19 protein-coding genes and 1 tRNA gene are annotated in these 22,341 nt (G+C 62.4%); 18 read left to right on the top strand and 2 right to left on the bottom strand.

Going from position 1 to position 22,341, the window contains the following annotated elements:
* The 14 genes from RFM68_RS32870 to RFM68_RS32805 form a co-directional block, all read left to right on the top strand.
* Positions 1-127 (top strand): EF-Tu C-terminal domain-related protein (locus RFM68_RS32870; protein WP_502572769.1); only part of this gene is annotated, 127 nt, incomplete at its 5' end.
* Between the two features lie 288 nt (positions 128-415).
* Complete coding sequence (locus tag RFM68_RS32865; protein WP_320237085.1) at positions 416-1,426, top strand: COG3904 family protein; 1,011 nt, start codon at positions 416-418, stop codon at positions 1,424-1,426.
* A 183-nt stretch (positions 1,427-1,609) separates the two neighbouring features.
* The gene (locus RFM68_RS32860) at positions 1,610-3,226 is read left to right on the top strand and encodes a COG3904 family protein (RefSeq protein ID WP_320237084.1); all 1,617 of its coding nucleotides are present in this window, start codon (positions 1,610-1,612) and stop codon (positions 3,224-3,226) included.
* Between the two features lie 93 nt (positions 3,227-3,319).
* Entirely contained in the window at positions 3,320-3,805 is a 486-nt protein-coding gene (locus tag RFM68_RS32855; RefSeq protein ID WP_320237083.1) for a group II truncated hemoglobin, read from the top strand.
* A gap of 136 nt (positions 3,806-3,941) precedes the next feature.
* Positions 3,942-4,017, top strand: a tRNA-Trp gene (locus RFM68_RS32850).
* A gap of 350 nt (positions 4,018-4,367) precedes the next feature.
* Positions 4,368-4,571 (top strand): preprotein translocase subunit SecE, encoded by a 204-nt coding sequence (gene secE, locus RFM68_RS32845; protein ID WP_027170383.1) that lies wholly within the window; start codon positions 4,368-4,370, stop codon positions 4,569-4,571.
* Between the two features lie 27 nt (positions 4,572-4,598).
* A complete protein-coding gene (gene nusG, locus RFM68_RS32840; RefSeq protein ID WP_125006877.1) occupies positions 4,599-5,126 on the top strand; it encodes a transcription termination/antitermination protein NusG in 528 nt (175 codons plus the stop codon).
* Positions 5,127-5,298: 172 nt separating this feature from the next.
* Complete coding sequence (rplK, locus tag RFM68_RS32835) at positions 5,299-5,727, top strand: 50S ribosomal protein L11 (RefSeq protein ID WP_320237081.1); 429 nt, start codon at positions 5,299-5,301, stop codon at positions 5,725-5,727.
* Positions 5,728-5,731: 4 nt separating this feature from the next.
* Positions 5,732-6,430 (top strand): 50S ribosomal protein L1, encoded by a 699-nt coding sequence (gene rplA / locus RFM68_RS32830; protein WP_320237080.1) that lies wholly within the window; start codon positions 5,732-5,734, stop codon positions 6,428-6,430.
* Between the two features lie 395 nt (positions 6,431-6,825).
* The gene (gene rplJ, locus RFM68_RS32825; protein ID WP_320237079.1) at positions 6,826-7,344 is read left to right on the top strand and encodes a 50S ribosomal protein L10; all 519 of its coding nucleotides are present in this window, start codon (positions 6,826-6,828) and stop codon (positions 7,342-7,344) included.
* A 54-nt stretch (positions 7,345-7,398) separates the two neighbouring features.
* Positions 7,399-7,776: a 50S ribosomal protein L7/L12 gene (gene rplL, locus RFM68_RS32820; protein ID WP_320237078.1), complete on the top strand. Its 378-nt coding sequence runs from the start codon at positions 7,399-7,401 to the stop codon at positions 7,774-7,776.
* A gap of 255 nt (positions 7,777-8,031) precedes the next feature.
* Positions 8,032-12,168 carry a DNA-directed RNA polymerase subunit beta gene (gene rpoB / locus RFM68_RS32815; protein WP_320237077.1) on the top strand — a complete coding sequence of 1,379 codons (4,137 nt, stop codon included), beginning with the start codon at positions 8,032-8,034 and terminating at the stop codon, positions 12,166-12,168.
* 130 nt (positions 12,169-12,298) lie between these two features.
* A complete protein-coding gene (gene rpoC / locus RFM68_RS32810; protein WP_320237076.1) occupies positions 12,299-16,495 on the top strand; it encodes a DNA-directed RNA polymerase subunit beta' in 4,197 nt (1,398 codons plus the stop codon).
* Positions 16,496-16,573: 78 nt separating this feature from the next.
* Entirely contained in the window at positions 16,574-17,239 is a 666-nt protein-coding gene (locus RFM68_RS32805; RefSeq protein ID WP_320237075.1) for an O-methyltransferase, read from the top strand.
* 123 nt (positions 17,240-17,362) lie between these two features.
* Here the strand turns inward: RFM68_RS32805 and RFM68_RS32800 are convergent, their stop codons facing one another.
* Positions 17,363-18,292 carry a Gfo/Idh/MocA family protein gene (locus tag RFM68_RS32800; RefSeq protein WP_320237074.1) on the bottom strand — a complete coding sequence of 310 codons (930 nt, stop codon included), beginning with the start codon at positions 18,290-18,292 and terminating at the stop codon, positions 17,363-17,365.
* Positions 18,293-18,380: 88 nt separating this feature from the next.
* On the bottom strand, positions 18,381-18,662 hold the full coding sequence (locus tag RFM68_RS32795; protein ID WP_320237073.1) for a transcriptional regulator: 282 nt from the start codon (positions 18,660-18,662) through the stop codon (positions 18,381-18,383).
* A gap of 463 nt (positions 18,663-19,125) precedes the next feature.
* On the opposite strand from RFM68_RS32795, the gene rpsL reads away from it, so the two are divergent.
* The 4 genes from rpsL to RFM68_RS32775 form a co-directional block, all read left to right on the top strand.
* Positions 19,126-19,497: a 30S ribosomal protein S12 gene (rpsL, locus tag RFM68_RS32790; protein ID WP_006202128.1), complete on the top strand. Its 372-nt coding sequence runs from the start codon at positions 19,126-19,128 to the stop codon at positions 19,495-19,497.
* Positions 19,498-19,558: 61 nt separating this feature from the next.
* Positions 19,559-20,029: a 30S ribosomal protein S7 gene (gene rpsG / locus RFM68_RS32785; protein ID WP_008875664.1), complete on the top strand. Its 471-nt coding sequence runs from the start codon at positions 19,559-19,561 to the stop codon at positions 20,027-20,029.
* A gap of 29 nt (positions 20,030-20,058) precedes the next feature.
* On the top strand, positions 20,059-22,149 hold the full coding sequence (gene fusA, locus RFM68_RS32780) for an elongation factor G (protein ID WP_320237072.1): 2,091 nt from the start codon (positions 20,059-20,061) through the stop codon (positions 22,147-22,149).
* 65 nt (positions 22,150-22,214) lie between these two features.
* A partial coding sequence (locus RFM68_RS32775; RefSeq protein WP_244571411.1) for a GTP-binding protein occupies positions 22,215-22,341 on the top strand: 127 nt, incomplete at its 3' end.

Here is a 22,341-nt window from a genome sequence, read left to right as displayed (position 1 = left end):
CGGCGACAACATCACCGTCGACGTCGAGCTGATCGTGCCGATCGCGATGGAAGAGAAGCTGCGCTTCGCCATCCGTGAAGGCGGCCGCACCGTCGGTGCCGGCATCGTCGTCACCATCACGGAATAATCGACCCCGGCTGCTGCCGGCTCGACAAGGAAAGGGCGGTCTTCGGGCCGCCCTTTTTTCGTTTGCTTGCGCTGTGCGGACCAAGTCTTGCGCGGTTGTTTCAAAGCTATTGCGCGCCGTTGCCGCAACTATTATCGGTTGTGTCGAGGGGTGTTCTCAATGGTTCCCGGGCGGATTCAATCTCAAGCACTGTGGTCGCTACAGCTTATTTGCCTGCTTGCGCTGTTGGTCACGGCAAAGATGGCATTCGCCGAAGAGACGCCAGCTAGCCTTAGCCTAGGCGCCCCGATGCAGTTCGGCATTGTCCGCAGCAATGCGCCGGGTTGCGAGCCGACCTGCCCCGAATGGATATCGGCGGATGGCTCGATCGAGACCGGTACCCCCGCGCTGTTCAAACGCTTGCTCAAAGCACTCGGCGGACGAAAGCTGCCCATCATCGTCAATTCCCCGGGCGGCAGCGTCGACGCAGCGCTGCAGCTTGGCCGGATGATCCGCAAGAACAGGTTCGATATCGCCGTCGGCAAGACTAAGTTCACCGGTTGTCCGCCAGGCATGGATTTCTGCCAGCCGGGCGAGGGCGCTACCTATTTCGGCATTACTTCCGACAGCGGCGCCATGTGCAATTCCGCTTGCCCGCTGATGTTTGCGGGCGGCGTCAGGCGCCTGGCTGGCGGGCAAGCCTATGTCGGCGTACATCAGATCACCACGACCTACTTCCCCACCAGACGGCAATATCGAACCACTTACCAGACCATGCGGGGTAGGAAGTATCGGGTCACCACGGAATACATCACACAGGGCGACAGCTATAAGGTCTACAAGATGAGCAAGTCGCTCGAGAGAAGGCTCGCCGCCTATTTCAGTGATATGGGCGTCGAAAAGGGCGTGCTTCTGACGATGAAGAACACGCCGGCCAGTGCCATCCACCAGTTGGAGCTACAAAACATGCTTCGGATGAAACTGGTGACCAGTGGCGACTATTCCGGACTGCTGACTTTGGCAAGTATCTGCCGGGCCAATCCGATGCCAGAGAACTGCAGGGAAATGAAGTCGCCTACAGACAAGGCCAGGCAGGTGGCCAATGTGGCGCAAACCAAGCCGCCATCGAGCGAGTCTGAACCCCCGTCGGGCGGGTCTGAATCCCGTTTGGTGCTCTGCACCGATACAGATGGTAAATCGAAGTTGGTTGTGTCGACCCTCGGCGAGGCGTGCCCCGTCCCTGGTGGGGCGGAGACTTGGCCGGCTTGGAGCGGGGGTACGGTAGGTCGCCCATACACCTCAACGGATGTGAAGCCGTGACGGCGGTCGAGCCGCCTTTTTGTTCCGGATCGGCCCATGCTGCCTTCTTCAATTCTGTTGCAACCATCGTCGCTGCAATTAGTATGGATTGTACCCGAGGGCTTGCCAGACGTGGTTTCCACATTCCGTTCAAAGACCGTGCGGTGCTGGCGCGGACTGCTCCGCCTGGGATTTGCCGCCGTCATGGGGCTGGCCGCCTTCGGCGCCACCGCAAAGGAAGATCCGCCGGATTACGGTCCGACGATGCGCTTTGTCGTCGTGCGCAGCAGCGCGCCGGGCTGCGAGCCGAACTGCCCGGAATGGATTTCAGCCGAAGGGACGATCGACGCGGGCACGCCGGTGCTGCTCAAGCGCCTGTTGAAGACGCTTGGCGGGCGGCAACTGCCGATCGTCGTCAGTTCTCCCGGCGGCAATGTCGATGCCGCGCTCCAGCTTGGCCGCATGGTCCGCAAGAACAAGCTCGATATCGCGGTCGGCATCACGGAGTTTTCCGGCTGCTCGCCGGGGATGAAGAATTGCCGGGACAATGACGGCAAGGGCCAGCCCTATTCCGGCGTCGCTTATGACAGCGGCGCGATGTGCAATTCGGCTTGCCCGCTGATGTTTGCCGGCGGCATCCGCCGCGTCGTCGGCGAATGGGCCTATCTCGGCGTCCACCAGATCACCACCACATACCGGCGCGAGAAGCTGCTCTACCGCACGACCTATCGGGTCGTGAACGGCAGGAAGAAGATCATCAGCACCAAGATCGTCAGCCGCAAGAATGCCGGCAGTTACAAGACCTATGAGATGAGCAAGGCGGTCGAGAAGCGGCTGTCGGCCTATTTGAACGAGATGGGCGTCGAACAGGGCGTGCTGGGCGTCATGAAGGCGACGCCTGCCAGCGACATCAGGCAGATCGAGCCCGAGGACATGCTGGAGATGAAGCTCGTCACCAGCCTCGATTCGCTCGATTTGCTGACAGAGAGAACGATTTGCCAGCGTCAGCCGGCGCCGGCGAATTGCCGCGAGATTCCGGCGAACGGCAAGCCGGCCGCGGTCGCGGCCGTCGAGGCCGGGCCTTCTGCCATTGCCCCGGCTCCCGCGCCAGTGCCGCAGGCCCAGGAACAGCCGCAGGCCCGGGAACAGGAGATGCGCTTCGTTCTTGTTCGCGGCAGCAATCCGCTTTGCAATCCCGATTGTCCGGAATGGATTTCGGCGGAAGGCACGATCGCCGCGGGTACGGCCGACAAGCTTCGCCAACTGCTCGATACGATCCGTGAGCGCCGGTTACCCGTCGTCATCAACTCACTGGGTGGAGATGTGCAGGCTGCGCTTGCGGCGGGCCGGCTGATCCGCGAGCGCGGGTTGGATGTTGCGGTCGCCCGAACGGATTTTCTCGATTGCGACCCGAGCACAGCAGGGTGCGTCGCGACGGATGGCCTCCATGCCGGCCTCACCATCGATGCAGGCGCCGAATGCGACGCCGCCTGCGCGGTGATGATCGCCGGCGGCGTCAGGCGCCTGGTCGGCGCCGGTGCGCATTTCCTGGTGCATTCCATGGGCATGGAAGAAAAGGTCAGGGTGTATCTCGACGAGATGGCGGTCGGCTCAGGCTTTTTTGTCGCTATGCAATCGGCGGAATATGCCAAACACAAAGAGCTCAGCCAGGACGAGTTGCGGAAGTTCGAGCTGACGACCGGCCCGCAATCGGTGGACGCGCTGACGGGCGCTACCATTTGCGGATCCGCACCCAGGCCGGACAATTGCCGGGTTCTTCCGGCCGCCGATGCCGAGGCAAGGGCGCCGGCGAAGCTGTAATGCCTGCTCTCGCACTGGCCATCGGGGCAGGTTGAGCCGGGCAGGGCGATGCCATTATCCTGCCTGCGCCATTTGCAGAGTGGAGGATCGGCGATGAGTGAGGGTATCCCGACTTTGTATGAATGGGCCGGCGGCACCGAGGCGCTCAACCGACTGACGCGGACCTTCTATGACAAGGTGGCGCGGGATCCGATCGTCGGGCCGGTGTTCAAGTCCATGTCGCCCGATCACCCGGCGCATGTCGCTGCCTTCATCGGCGAGGTCTTCGGCGGACCGAAGACTTATAGCGAAAAACATGGCGGTCACCGCGAGATGGTGATGCATCACCTCGGCAAGCACTTGACCGAGGAGCAGCGGCGGTGCTGGATCAACCTCTTGGCCGACGCAGCCGATGAAGTCGGCCTGCCCGACGACCCGGAATTCCGTTCCGCTTTCATGGGCTATGTCGAATGGGGATCGCGGCTGGCGAAGATGAATTCGAATCTCGGCGAGACCTGCGATCCCGAGACCGAGCCGATGCCGGCATGGGGTTGGGGCGTGCCGGGCGGACCCTACAAGCCGCCGACCGGGAAGTCATAGGCGCGGCGCTCTCAGCCGGTAGCGCGATCTGTTGCCAGCGGAAATGGAATCCGGATTCTGGCATAGCGGCATCCGAGTGCTCTTTACAGAGTGCCCGGAAGCTTTTAGGAAGCGCCTGCGCCGAAAACGCGCATGCACGGGCATAGCTCAGTTGGTAGAGCGGCGGTCTCCAAAACCGCAGGTCGTAGGTTCGAGCCCTGCTGCCCGTGCCATTTCCTAAAATTGCCAAGCGAAGCCTCCGCGGTTGAAAATCGGCGGGTGGCTTGCCATATAGCGTGAATTGGGGCATAAGCCCCTCATAGCCGGGACGGGACGACTGGATGGTTCCGAGGCGGCGTTGGGACATAAAGCGGGCGCTTGCCACTTGCGTGGATTAAGAATCGGTTTTATGTAGACGGAACAGACACGCGACGCGTGGAGCTGGGAAGCCGGCTTTACGCGTCTGATTTGCGTGGGTGAAATAGCGGCGCTGATTCGGCGCCGCATGGAGCCCAGGCGGCACGTCCCGGTCAGCGGGATCATCCAGGAGGCCCGGCCAACGGGTCTCGACTACAGGCGGCACATGGCTTCGAAAACCACCAACCCTTTCACGTTTCTCCAGCAGGTGCGCGCGGAGACGGCGAAGGTGACATGGCCTTCGCGGCGCGAAACCATGATCTCGACCGTGATGGTCCTGGTGTTCGCGGTGATCGCGATGCTCTTCTTCTTCGCAGCCGACATTCTGATGGGCTATGCGATCGAGTGGATCCTGGGTCTCGGGCATTAATTCGGCGGTTTACGGAGAGGTCGTGAAATGACTGCGCGGTGGTATATCGTCCACGCCTATTCGAACTTCGAAAAGAAGGTCGCCGAGGATATCGAGAACAAGGCCAAGCAGAAGGGCCTGTCCGGCGACATCGAGCAGATCGTGGTGCCGACCGAGAAGGTCGTCGAGATCCGCCGCGGCCGCAAGGTCGATGCCGAGCGCAAGTTCTTCCCGGGCTATGTGCTGCTGAAAGCCAACCTGACCGATGCCGTGTTCTCGCTGGTCAAGAACACACCGAAGGTCACCGGATTCCTGGGTGACTCCAAGCCGGTGCCGATCACCGAGGCCGAGGCCCAGCGCATCCTGAACCAGGTCCAGGAAGGCGTAGAGCGGCCGAAGCCCTCGGTCACCTTCGAGATCGGCGAGGCGATCCGCGTTTCGGACGGTCCGTTCGCATCCTTCAACGGCTTCGTCCAGGAAGTGGACGAGGAGCGGGCGCGGCTCAAGGTGGAAGTTTCGATCTTCGGGCGCGCCGTGCCCGTCGATCTGGAATTCGGACAGGTCGAAAAGGGCTGATCCGAAATCCCTGTTCCGGTTCGGCGACAGGGGAGGCGGTGCGAAAAATCGCGCGGCCATGAACGGGTGGGAGGCGAAGGCGGCATAGCCGGCTGTCGGAACCGCACCACCAGACTGCAACCGCCGTGCTCCCGGATAGTGGGGGCCGGCATGAGAAAAGGCAGGAATAGAGATGGCTAAGAAAGTTGCAGGCCAGCTCAAGCTCCAGGTTGCCGCGGGCTCGGCCACGCCGTCGCCCCCGATCGGCCCGGCGCTTGGTCAGCGCGGCATCAACATCATGGAGTTCTGCAAGGCGTTCAACGCGCAGACCCAGGAGCTCGAGAAGGGGTCGCCGATCCCGGTCGTCATCACCTACTACCAGGACAAGTCGTTCACCTTCGTCATGAAGACGCCGCCGGTGAGCTACTTCCTGAAGAAGGCCGCCAACCTGAAGTCGGGCTCCAAGGAGCCGGGCAAGGTCAAGGCCGGCACGATCACCCGCGACAAGGTGCGCGCGATCGCCGAGCAGAAGATGAAGGACCTGAACGCAAACGACGTCGAGGCGGCCATGCGCATGGTCGAGGGCTCCGCCCGCTCGATGGGCCTGGAAGTGGTGGGCTGAGATCATGGCAAAGATTGCAAAGCGTATTGCCAAGAGCCGCGAAGGCATCGATCCGAACAAGGCTTATGTGCTCTCCGAAGCGCTGCAGCTGCTCAAGGACCGGTCCAAGGTGAAGTTCGACGAGACCGTCGAGATTTCGATGAACCTCGGCGTCGATCCGCGCCATGCCGACCAGATGGTCCGCGGCGTGGTCAACCTGCCGAACGGCACCGGCCGCTCCGTGCGTGTCGCCGTGTTCGCCCGTGGCGACAAGGCCGAGGAAGCCAAGGCCGCCGGCGCCGATATCGTTGGCGCCGAGGACCTGGTCGACATCGTCCAGAAGGGCACGATCGATTTCGATCGCTGCATCGCCACGCCGGACATGATGCCGCTGGTCGGTCGTCTCGGTAAGGTGCTCGGCCCGCGCGGCATGATGCCCAACCCGAAGGTCGGCACCGTGACCACCGATGTGGCCGCCGCTGTCAAGGCCTCGAAGGGCGGCGCCGTCGAGTTCCGCGTCGAGAAGGCCGGCATCGTCCAGGCCGGCGTCGGCAAGGTCTCGTTCGACGTCAAGGCGCTGGAAGAGAATGTGCGCGCCTTCGCCGATGCGGTGAACAAGGCCAAGCCTTCCGGCGCCAAGGGCAACTACGTCAAGAAGGTGTCCGTCACCTCGACGATGGGCCCGGGCCTCAAGCTCGACCTCTCGACGCTTGCCGCGTCCTGATACGAACATCTTGGATCGGCTGCTAAAAGGCTTGATCCGCAATTGAATTCCGGGCCTCCGACTTGTCGGCGGCCCGGTACCGGAAGCCGAGAGGTTTCCGGACATCCTGTCCGAGATTGCAGGCGGCCCAAAAGCCTTAATTCACGTGGGCCTGCATGAGACGGGTGAAGACCCGACAAAGGAGCGACAGCTCCAATGAAAGGTTCGAACCGTGTTTGCCTTTTGTCTTCGCATCGTCCGGCTTGCCGGCCGGTGTGGCGAAAGGGGGCAGGATCCTCGAGCGTCGTTCGGGAGATCCGTTACTGGATGGCCCGGCCGGCAAAAGGCAACCCGACGCCTGTCCTCGTCAATGGGATGTTCCTGTTAACAGGATAGGGGTCAACTGGAGATAGGCAGTGGACAGAGCGGAAAAACGCGAACTCGTCACGGGCCTGAACGATGCGTTCGCGAACGCGGGTTCAGTCGTCGTGGCCCACTATGCCGGTATCACCGTGGCGCAAATGAACGACCTTCGGTCGAAAATGCGCGCTGCCGGTGGCACCGTTAAAGTCGCGAAGAACCGTCTCGCCAAAATCGCTCTTCAGGGCACGGACTCCGCATCGATCATCGACCTGTTCAAGGGACAGACGCTGGTCGCTTATTCGGAGGATCCGATTGCGGCGCCGAAGGTCGCGTCCGATTTCGCCAAGGGGAATGACAAGTTGATCATTCTCGGCGGCGCGATGGGCTCGACCTCGCTCAACGCCGACGGTGTGAAGGCACTCGCCACACTTCCGTCGCTCGACGAGCTGCGTGCCAGGCTGGTTGGCATGATCGCCACGCCGGCAACCCGGATCGCCCAGATCGTCAATGCGCCCGCGGCTTCGGTCGCGCGCGTCATCGGCGCTTACGCCCGGAAGGACGAGGCGGCATGAGGCCGTTCCTCGCTATCACAAACACACGTTCGAACCTAACGAAGGAATACAACAATGGCTGATCTGGCAAAGATCGTAGACGACCTTTCGAAGCTGACCGTCCTCGAGGCGGCCGAGCTGTCGAAGCTCCTGGAAGAGAAGTGGGGCGTTTCGGCCGCTGCTCCCGTAGCGGTTGCCGCTGCTGGCGGCGCTGCCGCTGCTGCTGCTCCGGTTGAAGAGAAGACGGAATTCGACGTCGTTCTCGCCGACGCCGGCGCCCAGAAGATCAACGTCATCAAGGAAGTCCGCGCCATCACCGGCCTTGGCCTCAAGGAAGCCAAGGACCTGGTCGAAGCGGCTCCGAAGGCGGTCAAGGAAGCCGTTTCCAAGGCCGACGCCGACAAGTTCAAGGCCCAGCTGGAAGCAGCCGGCGCCAAGGTCGAGCTGAAGTAAGGCGTATCAAGCGGCGGGCGGCCTCGCGCCGTCCGCCACTCCCTTCACCTCGAAGGGAGGATGCGTAGCGCGAGATGTACGAAAACCTCTTTCCTGAGGGCCGAAAACCGGCCTTCAGGAAACGGGTTTTCTCCCGTTTTGGCCGGCAGCCCACTGGCGGTCGGAGAACAGACAGAGAGCCGCCGCCCCAGGTGGCTCGGCATGCAAGGCGAACCGCGGCGAGGTTCGCCCCGAGTTCAGAGCTAAGGAGCGACGATGGCCCAGACCCAGACTTTCAATGGCCGCAGACGCGTACGCAAGTTCTTCGGAAAGATTCCGGAAGTTGCGGAGATGCCGAACCTCATCGAGGTTCAGAAGGCATCCTATGATCAGTTCCTGATGGTGAGCGAGCCGAAGGGCGGCCGTCCGGACGAAGGACTGCAGGCCGTTTTCAAGTCGGTCTTCCCGATCTCCGACTTTTCCGGCTCCTCGATGCTGGAGTTCGTGAAGTATGAGTTCGAGGCGCCGAAATTCGACGTTGACGAGTGCCGTCAGCGCGACCTGACCTATGCGGCGCCCCTGAAGGTGACGCTGCGCCTCATCGTGTTCGATATCGACGAAGATACCGGCGCGAAGTCGATCAAGGACATCAAGGAACAGGACGTCTACATGGGCGACATGCCGCTCATGACGTCCAACGGCACCTTCATCGTCAACGGCACCGAGCGCGTCATCGTCTCCCAGATGCACCGTTCGCCGGGCGTCTTCTTCGACCATGACAAGGGCAAGTCGCACTCGTCGGGCAAGCTTCTGTTTGCCGCGCGCGTCATTCCCTATCGCGGCTCGTGGCTCGACATCGAGTTCGATTCCAAGGACGTCGTGCACGCCCGCATCGACCGTCGACGCAAGATCCCGGCGACGTCGCTGCTGATGGCGCTCGGCATGGACGGCGAAGAGATTCTGTCGACCTTCTACAACAAGATCACCTACAAGCGCGCGGGCGACCACTGGCGCATTCCGTTCAACGTAGAGCGCTTCCGCGGCCTCAAGGCCGTTGGCGATCTGGTTGATGCCGACACCGGTGAGATCGTCGTCGAGCAAGGCAAGAAGATCACCGCCCGCCAGGCGCGCCAGCTTGGCGAGAAAGGTCTCAAGGCCATCAAGGCGACCGACGAGGATCTGCTCGGCAACTATCTCGCCGAGGACATCGTCAACTACGCCACCGGCGAGATATTCCTCGAAGCCGGCGACGAGATCGACGACAAGACCCTGAAGGTGCTGCTCGGCACCGGTGAGGACGAGATTCAGGTTCTCGACATCGACCATGTCAATGTCGGCGCCTATATCCGCAACACGCTCAACGTCGACAAGAACGAGAGCCGCCAGGACGCGCTGTTCGACATCTATCGTGTCATGCGCCCGGGCGAGCCGCCGACGCTCGAGACCGCCGAAGCCATGTTCAACTCGCTGTTCTTCGACAGCGAGCGCTACGACCTGTCGGCCGTCGGCCGCGTCAAGATGAACATGCGCCTCGAGCTCAAGGCCGAGGACACCGTGCGCGTGCTGCGCAAGGAAGACATCCTGGCCGTGGTCAAGACGCTGGTCGAGCTGCGCGACGGCAAGGGCGAGATCGACGACATCGACAATCTCGGCAACCGCCGCGTGCGTTCGGTCGGCGAGCTGATGGAGAACCAGTACCGCGTCGGCCTGCTGCGCATGGAGCGCGCGATCAAGGAGCGCATGTCGTCGATCGAGATCGACACGGTCATGCCGCAGGACCTGATCAACGCCAAGCCGGCGGCAGCCGCCGTGCGCGAGTTCTTCGGTTCCTCGCAGCTGTCGCAGTTCATGGACCAGACCAACCCGCTGTCGGAGATCACCCACAAGCGCCGCCTGTCGGCGCTCGGACCGGGCGGTCTGACCCGCGAGCGCGCCGGTTTCGAGGTGCGCGACGTGCACCCGACGCATTATGGCCGCATCTGCCCGATCGAGACGCCGGAAGGCCCGAATATCGGCCTGATCAACTCTTTGGCCACCTTTGCGCGCGTCAACAAGTACGGCTTCATCGAAAGCCCGTACCGCAAGATCGTGAGCGGCAAGCTGACCAACGAGGTCATCTACCTGTCGGCGATGGAAGAGGCCAAGCACTATGTGGCGCAGGCCAACGCCGAGCTCGACAAGAACGGCGGCTTCGTCGACGAGTTCGTCATTTGCCGTAACGCCGGCGAAGTGATGATGGCGCCGCGCGAAAACGTCGACCTGATGGACGTGTCGCCGAAGCAGATGGTGTCTGTTGCGGCGGCGCTCATCCCGTTCCTCGAGAACGACGACGCCAACCGCGCGCTGATGGGTTCGAACATGCAGCGTCAGGCCGTGCCGCTGGTGCGCGCCGAGGCGCCGTTCGTCGGCACCGGCATGGAGCCGGTCGTCGCGCGTGACTCGGGCGCGGCCATCGGCGCCCGCCGCGGCGGCGTGGTCGACCAGGTCGACGCTACCCGTATCGTCATCCGCGCCACGGAAGACCTCGATCCCGGCAAGTCCGGCGTCGATATCTACCGGCTGATGAAGTTCCAGCGCTCGAACCAGAACACCTGCATCAACCAGCGTCCGCTGGTGCGCATGGGCGACCGCGTCAACAAGGGCGACATCATTGCCGACGGTCCGTCGACCGAGCTCGGCGATCTGGCGCTCGGCCGCAACGTGCTGGTCGCGTTCATGCCGTGGAACGGCTACAACTACGAGGACTCGATCCTGCTCTCCGAGCGCATCGTGGCCGACGACGTCTTCACCTCGATCCACATCGAGGAGTTCGAGGTCATGGCGCGCGACACCAAGCTCGGGCCGGAGGAAATCACGCGCGACATTCCGAACGTTTCGGAAGAAGCGCTGAAGAACCTCGACGAGGCCGGTATCGTCTATATCGGTGCTGAAGTGCAGCCGGGCGACATCCTGGTCGGCAAGATCACGCCGAAGGGCGAAAGCCCGATGACGCCGGAAGAAAAGCTTCTGCGCGCCATCTTCGGCGAAAAGGCGTCCGACGTTCGCGACACCTCCATGCGCATGCCTCCGGGCACCTTCGGCACTGTCGTCGAAGTGCGTGTCTTCAACCGCCACGGCGTGGAGAAGGACGAACGCGCCATGGCGATCGAGCGCGAGGAGATCGAGCGTCTGGCCAAGGACCGCGACGACGAACAGGCTATCCTCGATCGCAACGTCTATGCGCGCCTTTCCGACGTTCTTGTCGGCAAGGAAGCGATTGCCGGACCGAAGGGCTTCAAGAAGGGCTCGAAGCTGTCGAAGGACACGCTCGACGAGTATCCGCGCTCGCAGTGGTGGCAGTTCGCGGTGGAGAACGAGAAGCTCCAGGGCGAGCTCGAGGCTCTGCGCGGCCAGTATGACGAGTCCAAAAAGGCGCTCGAGCAGCGCTTCATGGACAAGGTCGAGAAGGTGCAGCGCGGCGACGAAATGCCTCCGGGCGTCATGAAGATGGTCAAGGTCTTCGTGGCGGTGAAGCGCAAGATGCAGCCGGGCGACAAGATGGCTGGCCGTCACGGCAACAAGGGTGTCGTGTCGCGCATCGTTCCGGTCGAGGACATGCCTTTCCTCGAGGACGGCACTCATGCCGATATCGTGCTCAACCCGCTGGGTGTGCCGAGCCGCATGAATGTCGGTCAGATCCTGGAAACGCATCTGGGCTGGGCTTGCGCAGGCATGGGCAGGAAGATCGGCGAGCTGATCGACGCGTACAAGACGGCCGGAGACATCAAGCCGCTGCGCAAGACGCTCGAGAGCTTCATCCCGTCCAACGACCGCAACGAGCCGGTCCGCGAGTATGACGACGAAAGCATTGTTCGCCTCAGCGAGCAGATGCGCCGCGGCGTCTCCATCGCGACCCCGGTGTTCGACGGCGCGCATGAGGGCGACATCAACACCATGCTGGAGCAGGCGGGCCTGCACACCAGCGGTCAGTCGCAGCTCTATGACGGCCGCACCGGCGAGCCGTTCGATCGCAAGGTGACGATGGGCTATATCTATATGCTCAAGCTGCATCACCTGGTGGACGACAAGATCCACGCGCGTTCGATCGGTCCGTACTCGCTCGTCACCCAGCAGCCGCTGGGCGGCAAGGCGCAGTTCGGCGGCCAGCGCTTCGGCGAAATGGAGGTCTGGGCGCTCGAAGCCTACGGCGCCGCCTACACGCTGCAGGAAATGCTGACGGTGAAGTCGGACGACGTCGCCGGCCGCACCAAGGTCTACGAAGCGATCGTGCGCGGCGACGACACGTTCGAGGCGGGCATTCCCGAGAGCTTCAACGTGCTCGTCAAGGAGATGCGTTCGCTCGGCCTCAATGTGGAGCTGGAGAACACCCAGGTCGAAGAGACCCAGACGCGCCTGCCCGACGCAGCCGAGTAAGGCAATGGCGCGCCGCGCTTAGGACGCGGCGCGCCATTCAAGTTTTTCGGTCGGACAACCGGCCAGTCTGCGGACATTTCGTCCGCGATCGATGCAAGGGGTTATCGAGGACCCCGAAAAGGAGAACGGCATGAACCAAGAGGTCATGAATCTCTTCAACCCGCAGGCGCCTGCGCAGGTGTTCGATTCCATCCGGATCTCGCTTGCCAGCCCAGAGAAGATTCTGTCCTGGTCGTTCGGCGAGATCAAGAAGCCGGAGACCATCAACTACCGCACCTTCAAGCCGGAGCGTGACGGTCTGTTCTGCGCGCGCATTTTTGGCCCGATCAAGGACTATGAGTGCCTGTGCGGCAAGTACAAGCGCATGAAGTACAAGGGCGTCATCTGCGAAAAGTGCGGCGTCGAAGTCACGCTGTCGCGCGTTCGCCGCGAGCGCATGGGCCATATCGAGCTCGCCGCGCCCGTCGCCCATATCTGGTTCCTGAAGTCGCTGCCCTCGCGCATCGGCACGCTGCTAGACATGACGCTCAAGGACATCGAGCGTGTGCTCTACTTCGAGAACTACATCGTCACCGAGCCGGGCCTCACCGCGCTGAAGGAGAACCAGCTCCTCAGCGAGGAAGAGTACATGCTTGCCGTCGACGAGTACGGCGAGGACAGCTTCACCGCCATGATCGGCGCCGAGGCCATTCATGACCTTCTGGCCGGCATGGATCTGGAGAAGATCGCCGGCGACCTGCGTTCTGAGTTGGCTTCGACCACCTCCGAGCTCAAGCAGAAGAAGTACCTGAAGCGGCTCAAGGTCGTCGAAAACTTCATGGAATCCGGCAACCGTCCGGAATGGATGATCATGAAAGTGGTTCCGGTGATCCCGCCGGACCTGCGCCCGCTGGTTCCTCTTGATGGTGGGCGCTTCGCCACGTCCGATCTCAACGACCTCTATCGCCGCGTCATCAACCGCAACAACCGCCTGAAGCGGCTGATCGAGCTGCGCGCCCCCGGCATCATCGTGCGCAACGAAAAGCGCATGCTGCAGGAAGCCGTCGATGCGCTGTTCGACAACGGCCGTCGCGGCCGCGTTATCACCGGCGCCAACAAGCGTCCTCTGAAGTCGCTGTCCGACATGCTGAAGGGCAAGCAGGGCCGGTTCCGTCAGAACCTGCTCGGCAAGCGCGTCGACTATTCCGGTCGGTCGGTCATCGTGACCGGTCCGGAGCTGAAGCTGCATCAGTGCGGTCTGCCCAAGAAGATGGCGCTCGAACTCTTCAAGCCCTTCATCTATGCCCGCCTCGACGCCAAGGGTTTCTCCTCGACCGTCAAGCAGGCCAAGAAGCTGGTCGAGAAGGAGCGTCCGGAAGTTTGGGATATCCTCGACGAGGTCATCCGCGAGCATCCGGTGCTCTTGAACCGCGCGCCGACGCTGCACCGCCTCGGCATCCAGGCGTTCGAGCCGATCCTGATCGAAGGCAAGGCGATCCAGCTGCATCCGCTGGTCTGCACCGCCTTCAACGCCGACTTCGACGGTGACCAGATGGCGGTCCACGTGCCGCTGTCGCTGGAAGCGCAGCTTGAAGCCCGCGTGCTGATGATGTCGACCAACAACATCCTGCACCCGGCCTCCGGCGCGCCGATCATCGTGCCGTCGCAGGACATGGTTCTCGGTCTCTACTATCTCTCGATCGTCAACCAGAACGAGCCGGGCGAAGGCATGGTGTTTGCCGACATGGGCGAGCTCCAGCATGCGCTGGAGACCAAGGCGGTGACCTTGCACGCCAAGATCAAGGGCCGCTTCCGCACCGTCGACGCCGAAGGCAAGATGGTGTCGAAGATCTACGACACCACGCCCGGCCGCATGATCATCGGCGAGCTTCTGCCGAAGAACGTCAACGTGCCGTACGAGACCGCCAACCAGGAGATGACCAAGAAGAACATCTCCAAGATGATCGACACCGTCTACCGCCACTGCGGTCAGAAAGAGACGGTCATCTTCTGCGATCGCATCATGGCGCTCGGCTTTGCGCACGCCTGCCGTGCCGGCATTTCGTTCGGCAAGGACGACATGCTGATTCCGGATACCAAGATCAAGCTGGTGTCGGACACCGAGGCTTTGGCCAAGGAATACGAGCAGCAGTACAATGACGGCCTGATCACCCAGGGCGAGAAGTACAACAAGGTCGTCGACGCCTGGGCCAAGTGCTCGGAAAAGGTTGCCGACGAGATGATGGCCCGCATCAAGGCGGTCGAGTTCGAGGACAATGGCCGTCAGAAGCCGATGAACTCGATCTACATGATGTCGCATTCGGGCGCGCGCGGTTCGCCCACCCAGATGCGCCAGCTCGCCGGCATGCGCGGCCTGATGGCCAAGCCCTCGGGTGAAATCATCGAGACGCCGATCATCTCGAACTTCAAGGAAGGCCTGACCGTGCTCGAGTACTTCAACTCGACCCACGGCGCCCGCAAGGGTCTGGCCGACACCGCCTTGAAGACGGCGAACTCGGGTTACCTCACCCGTCGTCTCGTCGACGTGGCGCAGGACTGCATCGTCAACTCAGTGGATTGCGGCACCGACAAGGGCCTCACCATGCAGCCGATCGTCGATGCCGGTCAGGTCGTCGCTTCGGTCGGCCAGCGTGTGCTGGGCCGCACCGCGCTCGACGACATCAACCATCCGGTTAGCGGCGACCTTCTGGTCAAGGCCGGCAAGCTGATGGACGAACGCGACGTCGAACAGATCGAAAAGGCCGGCGTGCAGTCGGTCCGCATCCGCTCGGCGCTGACCTGCGAGGTCAGGATCGGCGTGTGCGCCGTCTGCTACGGACGCGATCTGGCTCGCGGTACCCCCGTGAACCAGGGTGAGGCCGTCGGCGTCATCGCGGCGCAGTCGATCGGCGAGCCGGGTACCCAGCTCACCATGCGTACCTTCCACATGGGCGGCACGGCGCAGGTGGTGGATTCCTCGTTCCTTGAAGCCTCCTATGAGGGCAAGGTGCAGATCCGCAACCGCAACGTGGTGCGCAACTCGGAAGGCCAGCAGATGGTCATGGGCCGCAACATGGCAGTGCTCATCCTCGATGAGACCGGCAAGGAGCGCGCCACGCACCGCGTCGCCTATGGTTCGCGCATCTTCGTGGACGATGGCGACAAGGTGAAGCGCGGCCAGCGTATCGCCGAGTGGGATCCTTATACCCGCCCGATCCTTACCGAAATCGAGGGCAGGGTGGCGTTCGAGGACCTGGTCGACGGCATCTCCGTCCAGGAGACCGCCGACGAGTCGACCGGCATCACCAAGCGTGAGGTCATCGACTGGCGTTCGACGCCGCGCGGCAGCGACCTGAAGCCCGCGATCGTCATCCAGGACGCCAAGGGCAAGGTCGGCAAGCTGTCGAAGGGCGGCGATGCGCGCTTCCTGCTCTCGGTCGAGGCCATCCTCTCGGTCGAGCCGGGCGCGCATGTCCGTCCGGGCGACGTGCTTGCGCGTATCCCGATGGAAAGCGCCAAGACCAAGGACATCACCGGCGGTCTGCCGCGTGTCGCGGAACTGTTCGAGGCTCGCCGTCCGAAGGATCACGCCATCATCGCCGAGATCGATGGCACGATCCGCTTCGGCCGCGATTACAAGAACAAGCGCCGCATCATCATCGAGCCGCATGACTCGACGCTCGAGCCGGTGGAGTACCTGATCCCGAAGGGCAAGCCGTTCCATCTCCAGGACGGCGACGTCATCGAGAAGGGCGACTACATCCTCGACGGCAATCCGGCGCCGCACGACATCCTGGCGATCAAGGGCGTGGAGGCGCTTGCCTCCTACCTCGTCAACGAAATCCAGGAGGTCTACCGACTGCAGGGCGTGTCGATCAACGACAAGCACATCGAGGTGATCGTTCGCCAGATGCTGCAGAAGGTCGAGATCACCGTCCAGGGCGATTCGACCTACATCCCGGGCGACCACGTCGACGTGATCGAACTGGAAGAGGTCAACGAGCGCCTGATCGAGGACGGCAAGAAGCCGGCCGAAGGTCAGCCGGTGCTCCTGGGCATCACCAAGGCCTCGCTGCAGACGCCGTCCTTCATCTCGGCCGCCTCCTTCCAGGAGACGACCAGGGTGCTGACCGAAGCTGCGGTTGCCGGCAAGACCGACATGCTGCAGGGTCTGAAGGAAAACGTCATCGTCGGCCGTCTGATCCCGGCCGGCACCGGCGGCACGATGAGCCAAATAAGGCGCATCGCCACCTCGCGCGACGAACTGATCATCGACGAGCGCCGCAAGGCCTCCGGTGTCGAGGTCGCCGAGCCGATGCTGACCGACATGGTCAACGCCGCGCAGTAGGCGGCATGAAATGAGAAACAGAAAAGGGGCCCATGCGGCCCCTTTTCGCATTTTGGCTTTCATGAATGAGGAAGAACCATGAGCAGCAAGACCTGGACGGCAGTCGACGACTATATCGTTTCCTCTCTTTTCGAAGCGGACCCGGTGCTTGACGCGGTGATCAAGACCAATCGCGACCAGGGCCTGCCGGCGATCGATGTCTCTGCCGCGCAGGGCAAGTTGCTGTCGCTGCTGGTGCGTATCCGCGGCGCGAAGAAGGTGCTGGAGGTCGGCACGCTTGGCGGCTACTCGACCATCTGGATGGCGAGGGGATTGCCGGCGGACGGCAAGGTCGTGACGCTGGAGCTCGATCCGCATCACGCCAAGGTCGCGCGTTCGAATTTCGAGCGGGCAGGGGTTTCCGACAGGGTCGACCTGCGGGTCGGGCCGGCGCTTCAGTCCCTAGCCGCGCTGGCGGGCGAGAATGCCGGTCCGTTCGACCTGATCTTCATCGACGCCGACAAGCCTAACAACCCGAACTATCTGACCTGGGCCATGAAGCTGTCGCGCTCGGGCACGGTCATCGTCTGCGACAATGTCATCCGCGACGGTGCGGTGCTCAACAAGGATGGGCGCGACGCCAATGTCGAAGGCGCACGCGCGGCCTTTTCATTCATCGGTGGCGATAAACGGCTGGACGGCACCGCCATCCAGACCGTCGGCGCCAAGGGCTATGACGGCTTTGCAATTGCGATCGTCGACTGACGGGGCATACCGCCAGTTCCGCCAAGTTAATGCATGTCGCCCAAAAGTGCGCAGCGGTTTTGGGATAACGACGTGCATCAAAACAAAGACTTTAAAGCGCGTCGCCTTTCATCGCGACGCGCTTTAGTCGAAAAACGCCTCGACCACATTGCGCTTGCCCAGCATAAATGCATCCGCGACATGCTGCAGCGGGGCGAGATCTACGTCGGAAGTGCCAGCGCGAACGATCTCGGCGAAGCGCTTGTAGAGCGTCGGATATTCGGCCTCCGGCTCGTCATGGACGATCTTGCCGTCGACGGCGAGCTTCGCGCCGCCGCCCGACAGCACCATCTTGCCCTTGTCGGTCTCTGCCAGGATGTCCCAGCTCTGCGGGCCGGTCTGCAGCCAGTCGAGCTCCATCGTCACCGGCAATCCGTTCTCGGTGCGGAAGGCGACATGCGCCGCGACGGGGGCCGCGCGGTTCTCCGGAAAATCGAGCACGGCCGAGGTGATGAACATCGGCGGCAGGATGTGGGTGGCGATCGACAGCGCGTTGATGCCGGGATCGAACACGCCGAACCCGCCCGGCTCCCATATCCATTCCTGGTTCGGGTGCCAGCGGCGCACGTCTTCCTTCCAGTTGATGACCGCCGAAGTCAGCCTGGCCGGGGCGAGGAAAGCGCGCGCAGCCTCCACCGCCGGCGCGTAGCGCGAATGCCAGCTGGCAAACAGCGAGACACCGTTCTTCGCGGCGAGCGCCTTGAGGTGCTCGACCTCACTGACTGTGGCGCCCGGCGGCTTTTCGAGGAACACATGCTTCTTCGCTTCCAGCGCGGTGCGCGCGGCGTCGTAGCGGAACTGCGGCGGCATGCAGAGCGAGACCGCCTCGAGGCCAGGTTCGGCGGTAAGCATCGCTTCGATCGTCGGATAGTTCGGAATGCGATCGACCTTGCCGTGGCGGCTGGCCGCGGCGGCAAGCGTGTAGCTGTCATCGTTGGCGACGGCCGGCAGGTGCTGGTCGCGGACGATCTTGCCCACGCCGACGATACCGAGCTTGATGGGATTGCTGATCATGGGAACTCCAAGGAACGGAAGAGCGGTTGTTTTAGAGGAAAGGTTTGTTCGGCAGGCCGGGGAGGGCGTATGGTGCTGGCTGCGATTTTCAGATCGGCTCTTCAAAGGTGACAATCGAAACCTCGCCCTCCAGCGCGCCCTGGTAGGCGGACAGATGCGGCTCCTCGTCGGGCTCGCCCTCCATGTCGCCGATCTGATCGAGCTCGGCCTCGGCGTAGCCTTCGGCGGCCAGCGATTCGAGCGCGCGGCGCACGGCCGAATCATCGTCCGGCGCGACAAGCATCACATGCACGCCTTCCGACTTGCCGCCCTTCTTCTTCCACACCCGGCCGGTGATGATGGTGACCGGGCGTTCCTCATTGTCGTTCACGGGACGATTCCTCCGGGCAAGGGAATTTTGTACTGTTCAGGCCGCCTTTTGGCATGAAGCCGGTGTACAGGACAGCCAAAAGCCGGTCACTTTCTTCCCTGTGCTTGAAAAAAGACGCAAGAAAATTACATGCGTTTTCCGCATGGCTGCCAAGCCTCGGACCCGGCGCAATATTTGCCCTTCCGGGGTTGACGGTTCGAAGGGTTGCGGGTAGAAGCCGCCCTGTCAGAACCGATGTGAGGCTCTCCTGTCCGAAGCGACGCGCTTTGGAGTTTGCCTCAAACAGGGTTCGTTTTACGAGCGAAAAGACATTTCCGGCGCGCATGAAGCGGTTTCCGCTTCCTCTGCAATTTGTTCGGGCAGGACCGCGAGGCGCGGTGTTTTGCCCGAATTTGCGTATGGAAATGACGCTTTGAGCGGCCCTGACAGGGCAAGACACGGAATTGAGAGACAAGAGGGTTTAATGCCTACCGTCAACCAGCTGATCCGCAAGCCGCGCCTGGCGCCGGTAAAGCGCAACAAGGTCCCGGCCATGCAACAGAACCCGCAGAAGCGGGGCGTCTGCACGCGCGTCTACACCACGACGCCGAAGAAGCCGAACTCAGCGCTGCGCAAGGTAGCCAAGATCCGCCTGACCAATGGTTTCGAAGTCATCGGCTACATCCCCGGCGAAGGCCACAACCTTCAGGAACACTCCGTGGTCATGATCCGCGGCGGCCGCGTCAAGGATCTGCCGGGCGTGCGCTACCACATCATCCGCGGCGTGCTCGACACGCAGGGCGTGAAGAACCGCAAGCAGCGCCGTTCGAAGTACGGTGCCAAGCGTCCGAAGTAAGGGTTTTCCGGCTTCGGCGCTTTTTAACCGCGTCGTGCCTTGAGATTGAGAGACAAAAGCGATGTCCCGTCGTCACAGTGCAGAAAAGCGTGAGATCAATCCGGACCCCAAGTTCGGCGACCTGATCGTCACCAAGTTCATGAACGCCGTCATGTATGACGGCAAGAAGTCGGTTGCCGAGACGATCGTCTACGGCGCGCTGGACCAGGTCCAGTCGAAGACCAAGCAGGAGCCGGTCACCGTCTTCCATCAGGCGCTCGACAATGTCGCGCCGCATGTGGAAGTGCGCTCGCGCCGCGTCGGCGGCGCCACCTACCAGGTTCCGGTCGACGTGCGCCCCGAGCGCCGTCAGGCGCTGGCCATTCGCTGGCTGATCGCCGCCGCCCGCAACCGCAACGAGACCACCATGGTCGACCGCCTCTCGGGCGAGCTGATGGACGCGGCGAACAACCGCGGCACCGCCGTCAAGAAGCGTGAAGACACCCATAAGATGGCAGAAGCCAACCGCGCCTTCGCGCACTACCGCTGGTAAAGCGCGACCGAGACTGAGAGGCACCTCCCATGGCCCGCGAATACAAAATCGAAGACTACCGCAATTTCGGTATCATGGCGCATATCGACGCCGGCAAGACGACGACGACCGAGCGCGTCCTGTATTACACGGGCAAGTCGCACAAGATCGGCGAAGTCCATGACGGCGCTGCCACCATGGACTGGATGGAGCAGGAGCAGGAACGCGGCATCACCATCACGTCGGCCGCGACCACGACCTTCTGGAAGGGTCGTGACGGCAAGATGCGCCGCTTCAACATCATCGACACTCCCGGACACGTCGACTTCACCATCGAAGTCGAGCGCTCGCTGCGCGTGCTCGACGGCGCCATCGCGCTGCTCGACGCCAACGCCGGCGTGGAGCCGCAGACCGAGACCGTGTGGCGCCAGGCCGACAAGTACCACGTGCCGCGCATGATCTTCTGCAACAAGATGGACAAGATCGGCGCCGACTTCTACCGTTCCGAGGAAATGATCGGTTCGCGCCTCGGCGCGCAGGCCGTCGTCATGCAGTTGCCGATCGGCGCCGAGACCGAGTTCAAGGGCATCGTCGACCTCGTCGAGATGAACGCGCTTGTCTGGCGCGACGAGACGCTGGGCGCTGCCTGGGACGTCGTCGAGATCCCGGCCGATCTCAAGGAGAAGGCCGAGCAATATCGCGAGAAGATGATCGAAGCCGCTGTCGAGATGGACGAGACGGCGCTTGAGAACTACCTCGAAGGCAAGATGCCGTCGAATGACGAGATCCGGGCGCTGATCCGCAAGGGTACCATCGCAGTCAAGTTCTTCCCGATGTTCTGCGGCTCGGCCTTTAAGAACAAAGGCGTGCAGCCGCTGCTCGACGCAGTGGTCGACTACCTGCCGTCGCCGGCCGAAGTTCCGGCCATCAAGGGCGTCGACGCCAAGACCGACGCCGAGATCGAGCGTCACGCCGATGACAACGAGCCGCTGTCGATGCTGGCGTTCAAGATCATGAACGACCCGTTCGTCGGCTCGCTGACCTTTGCCCGCATCTATTCGGGCAAGCTCGCCAAGGGCGTGTCGGTCGACAACACCGTGAAGGGCAAGAAGGAGCGCATCGGCCGCATGCTCCAGATGCATGCGAATTCGCGCGCTGACGTCGAAGAGGCTTTCGCCGGCGACATCGTCGCCCTGGCGGGCCTCAAGGACACGACGACCGGCGACACGCTGTGCGATCCGCTGCATCCGGTCATTCTTGAGCGCATGGAATTCCCTGATCCGGTCATCCAGATCGCCATCGAGCCGAAGACCAAGAACGACCAGGAAAAGATGGGCCTCGCGCTGCATCGCCTGGCGGCTGAGGATCCGTCCTTCCGCGTCAAGACCGACGAGGAAAGCGGCCAGACCATCATCGCCGGCATGGGCGAACTGCATCTCGACATTATCGTCGACCGCATGCGCCGCGAATTCAAGGTGGAAGCCAATGTCGGCGCGCCGCAGGTGGCCTATCGCGAGACGATCACCCGTACGCACGAGCAGGATTACACGCACAAGAAGCAGACCGGCGGTACCGGCCAGTTCGCTCGCGTCAAGATCATATTCGAGCCGAACACCGAGAGCGAAGAGTTCGTGTTCGAGTCCAAGATCGTCGGCGGTGCGGTTCCGAAGGAATACATCCCGGGCGTCGAAAAGGGCATCAACAGCGTCATGGGCTCCGGTCCGTTCGCCGGCTTCCCGATGATCGGCGTCAAGGCTACCCTAATCGACGGTGCCTTCCACGACGTCGACTCCTCGGTGCTGGCGTTCGAAATCGCCTCCCGCGCCTGCTTCAAGGAAGCCGCTCCGCGCCTCGGCGTGCAGCTTCTGGAGCCGATCATGAAGGTCGAGGTCGTAACGCCGGAAGATTATGTCGGCGGCGTCATCGGCGACCTCAACGGCCGTCGTGGTCAGATCCAGGGCCAGGAGGCGCGCGGCGTTGCCGTCGTCATCAACGCGATGGTGCCTTTGGCCAACATGTTCAAGTACGTCGACAATCTGCGTTCGATGTCGCAGGGCCGCGCCCAGTACACGATGCAGTTCGACCACTACGAGCCGGTTCCGACCGCGGTCGCCCAGGAAGTTCAGAAGAAATACGCGTAACTCGAGCGGGTTGCACGAGACCTTAATTCAAGGCCCGCACGGGCAAGCAGGAATGGAGAGATCACATGGCAAAAGGTAAATTCGAGCGCACCAAGCCGCATGTGAACATTGGCACGATCGGTCACGTCGATCATGGCAAGACGTCGCTGACGGCGGCGATCACGAAGTATTTTGGCGAATACAAGCGCTATG

Origin of the sequence: Mesorhizobium montanum (assembly GCF_033977145.1) — a bacterium.
In the GTDB taxonomy this organism is placed as follows: domain Bacteria; phylum Pseudomonadota; class Alphaproteobacteria; order Rhizobiales; family Rhizobiaceae; genus Mesorhizobium; species Mesorhizobium montanum.
Note: the sequence above shows the minus strand (reverse complement) of the source record. Positions and strands in the feature narration are given on the sequence as shown.

Excerpts from the sequence above, each read along its gene's own strand:
- rplL (WP_320237078.1), top strand. The coding sequence starts at position 7,399 with ATGGCTGATCTGGCAAAGATCGTAGACGACCTTTCGAAGCTGACCGTC.
- rplA (WP_320237080.1), top strand. The coding sequence starts at position 5,732 with ATGGCAAAGATTGCAAAGCGTATTGCCAAGAGCCGCGAAGGCATCGAT.
- RFM68_RS32800 (WP_320237074.1), bottom strand. The coding sequence starts at position 18,292 with ATGATCAGCAATCCCATCAAGCTCGGTATCGTCGGCGTGGGCAAGATC.
- rplK (WP_320237081.1), top strand. The coding sequence starts at position 5,299 with ATGGCTAAGAAAGTTGCAGGCCAGCTCAAGCTCCAGGTTGCCGCGGGC.
- secE (WP_027170383.1), top strand. The coding sequence starts at position 4,368 with ATGGCTTCGAAAACCACCAACCCTTTCACGTTTCTCCAGCAGGTGCGC.
- rpoC (WP_320237076.1), top strand. The coding sequence starts at position 12,299 with ATGAACCAAGAGGTCATGAATCTCTTCAACCCGCAGGCGCCTGCGCAG.
- nusG (WP_125006877.1), top strand. The coding sequence starts at position 4,599 with ATGACTGCGCGGTGGTATATCGTCCACGCCTATTCGAACTTCGAAAAG.
- rpsL (WP_006202128.1), top strand. The coding sequence starts at position 19,126 with ATGCCTACCGTCAACCAGCTGATCCGCAAGCCGCGCCTGGCGCCGGTA.
- RFM68_RS32860 (WP_320237084.1), top strand. The coding sequence starts at position 1,610 with ATGGGGCTGGCCGCCTTCGGCGCCACCGCAAAGGAAGATCCGCCGGAT.
- rpsG (WP_008875664.1), top strand. The coding sequence starts at position 19,559 with ATGTCCCGTCGTCACAGTGCAGAAAAGCGTGAGATCAATCCGGACCCC.
- rpoB (WP_320237077.1), top strand. The coding sequence starts at position 8,032 with ATGGCCCAGACCCAGACTTTCAATGGCCGCAGACGCGTACGCAAGTTC.
- RFM68_RS32855 (WP_320237083.1), top strand. The coding sequence starts at position 3,320 with ATGAGTGAGGGTATCCCGACTTTGTATGAATGGGCCGGCGGCACCGAG.
- RFM68_RS32865 (WP_320237085.1), top strand. The coding sequence starts at position 416 with ATGCAGTTCGGCATTGTCCGCAGCAATGCGCCGGGTTGCGAGCCGACC.
- fusA (WP_320237072.1), top strand. The coding sequence starts at position 20,059 with ATGGCCCGCGAATACAAAATCGAAGACTACCGCAATTTCGGTATCATG.
- RFM68_RS32805 (WP_320237075.1), top strand. The coding sequence starts at position 16,574 with ATGAGCAGCAAGACCTGGACGGCAGTCGACGACTATATCGTTTCCTCT.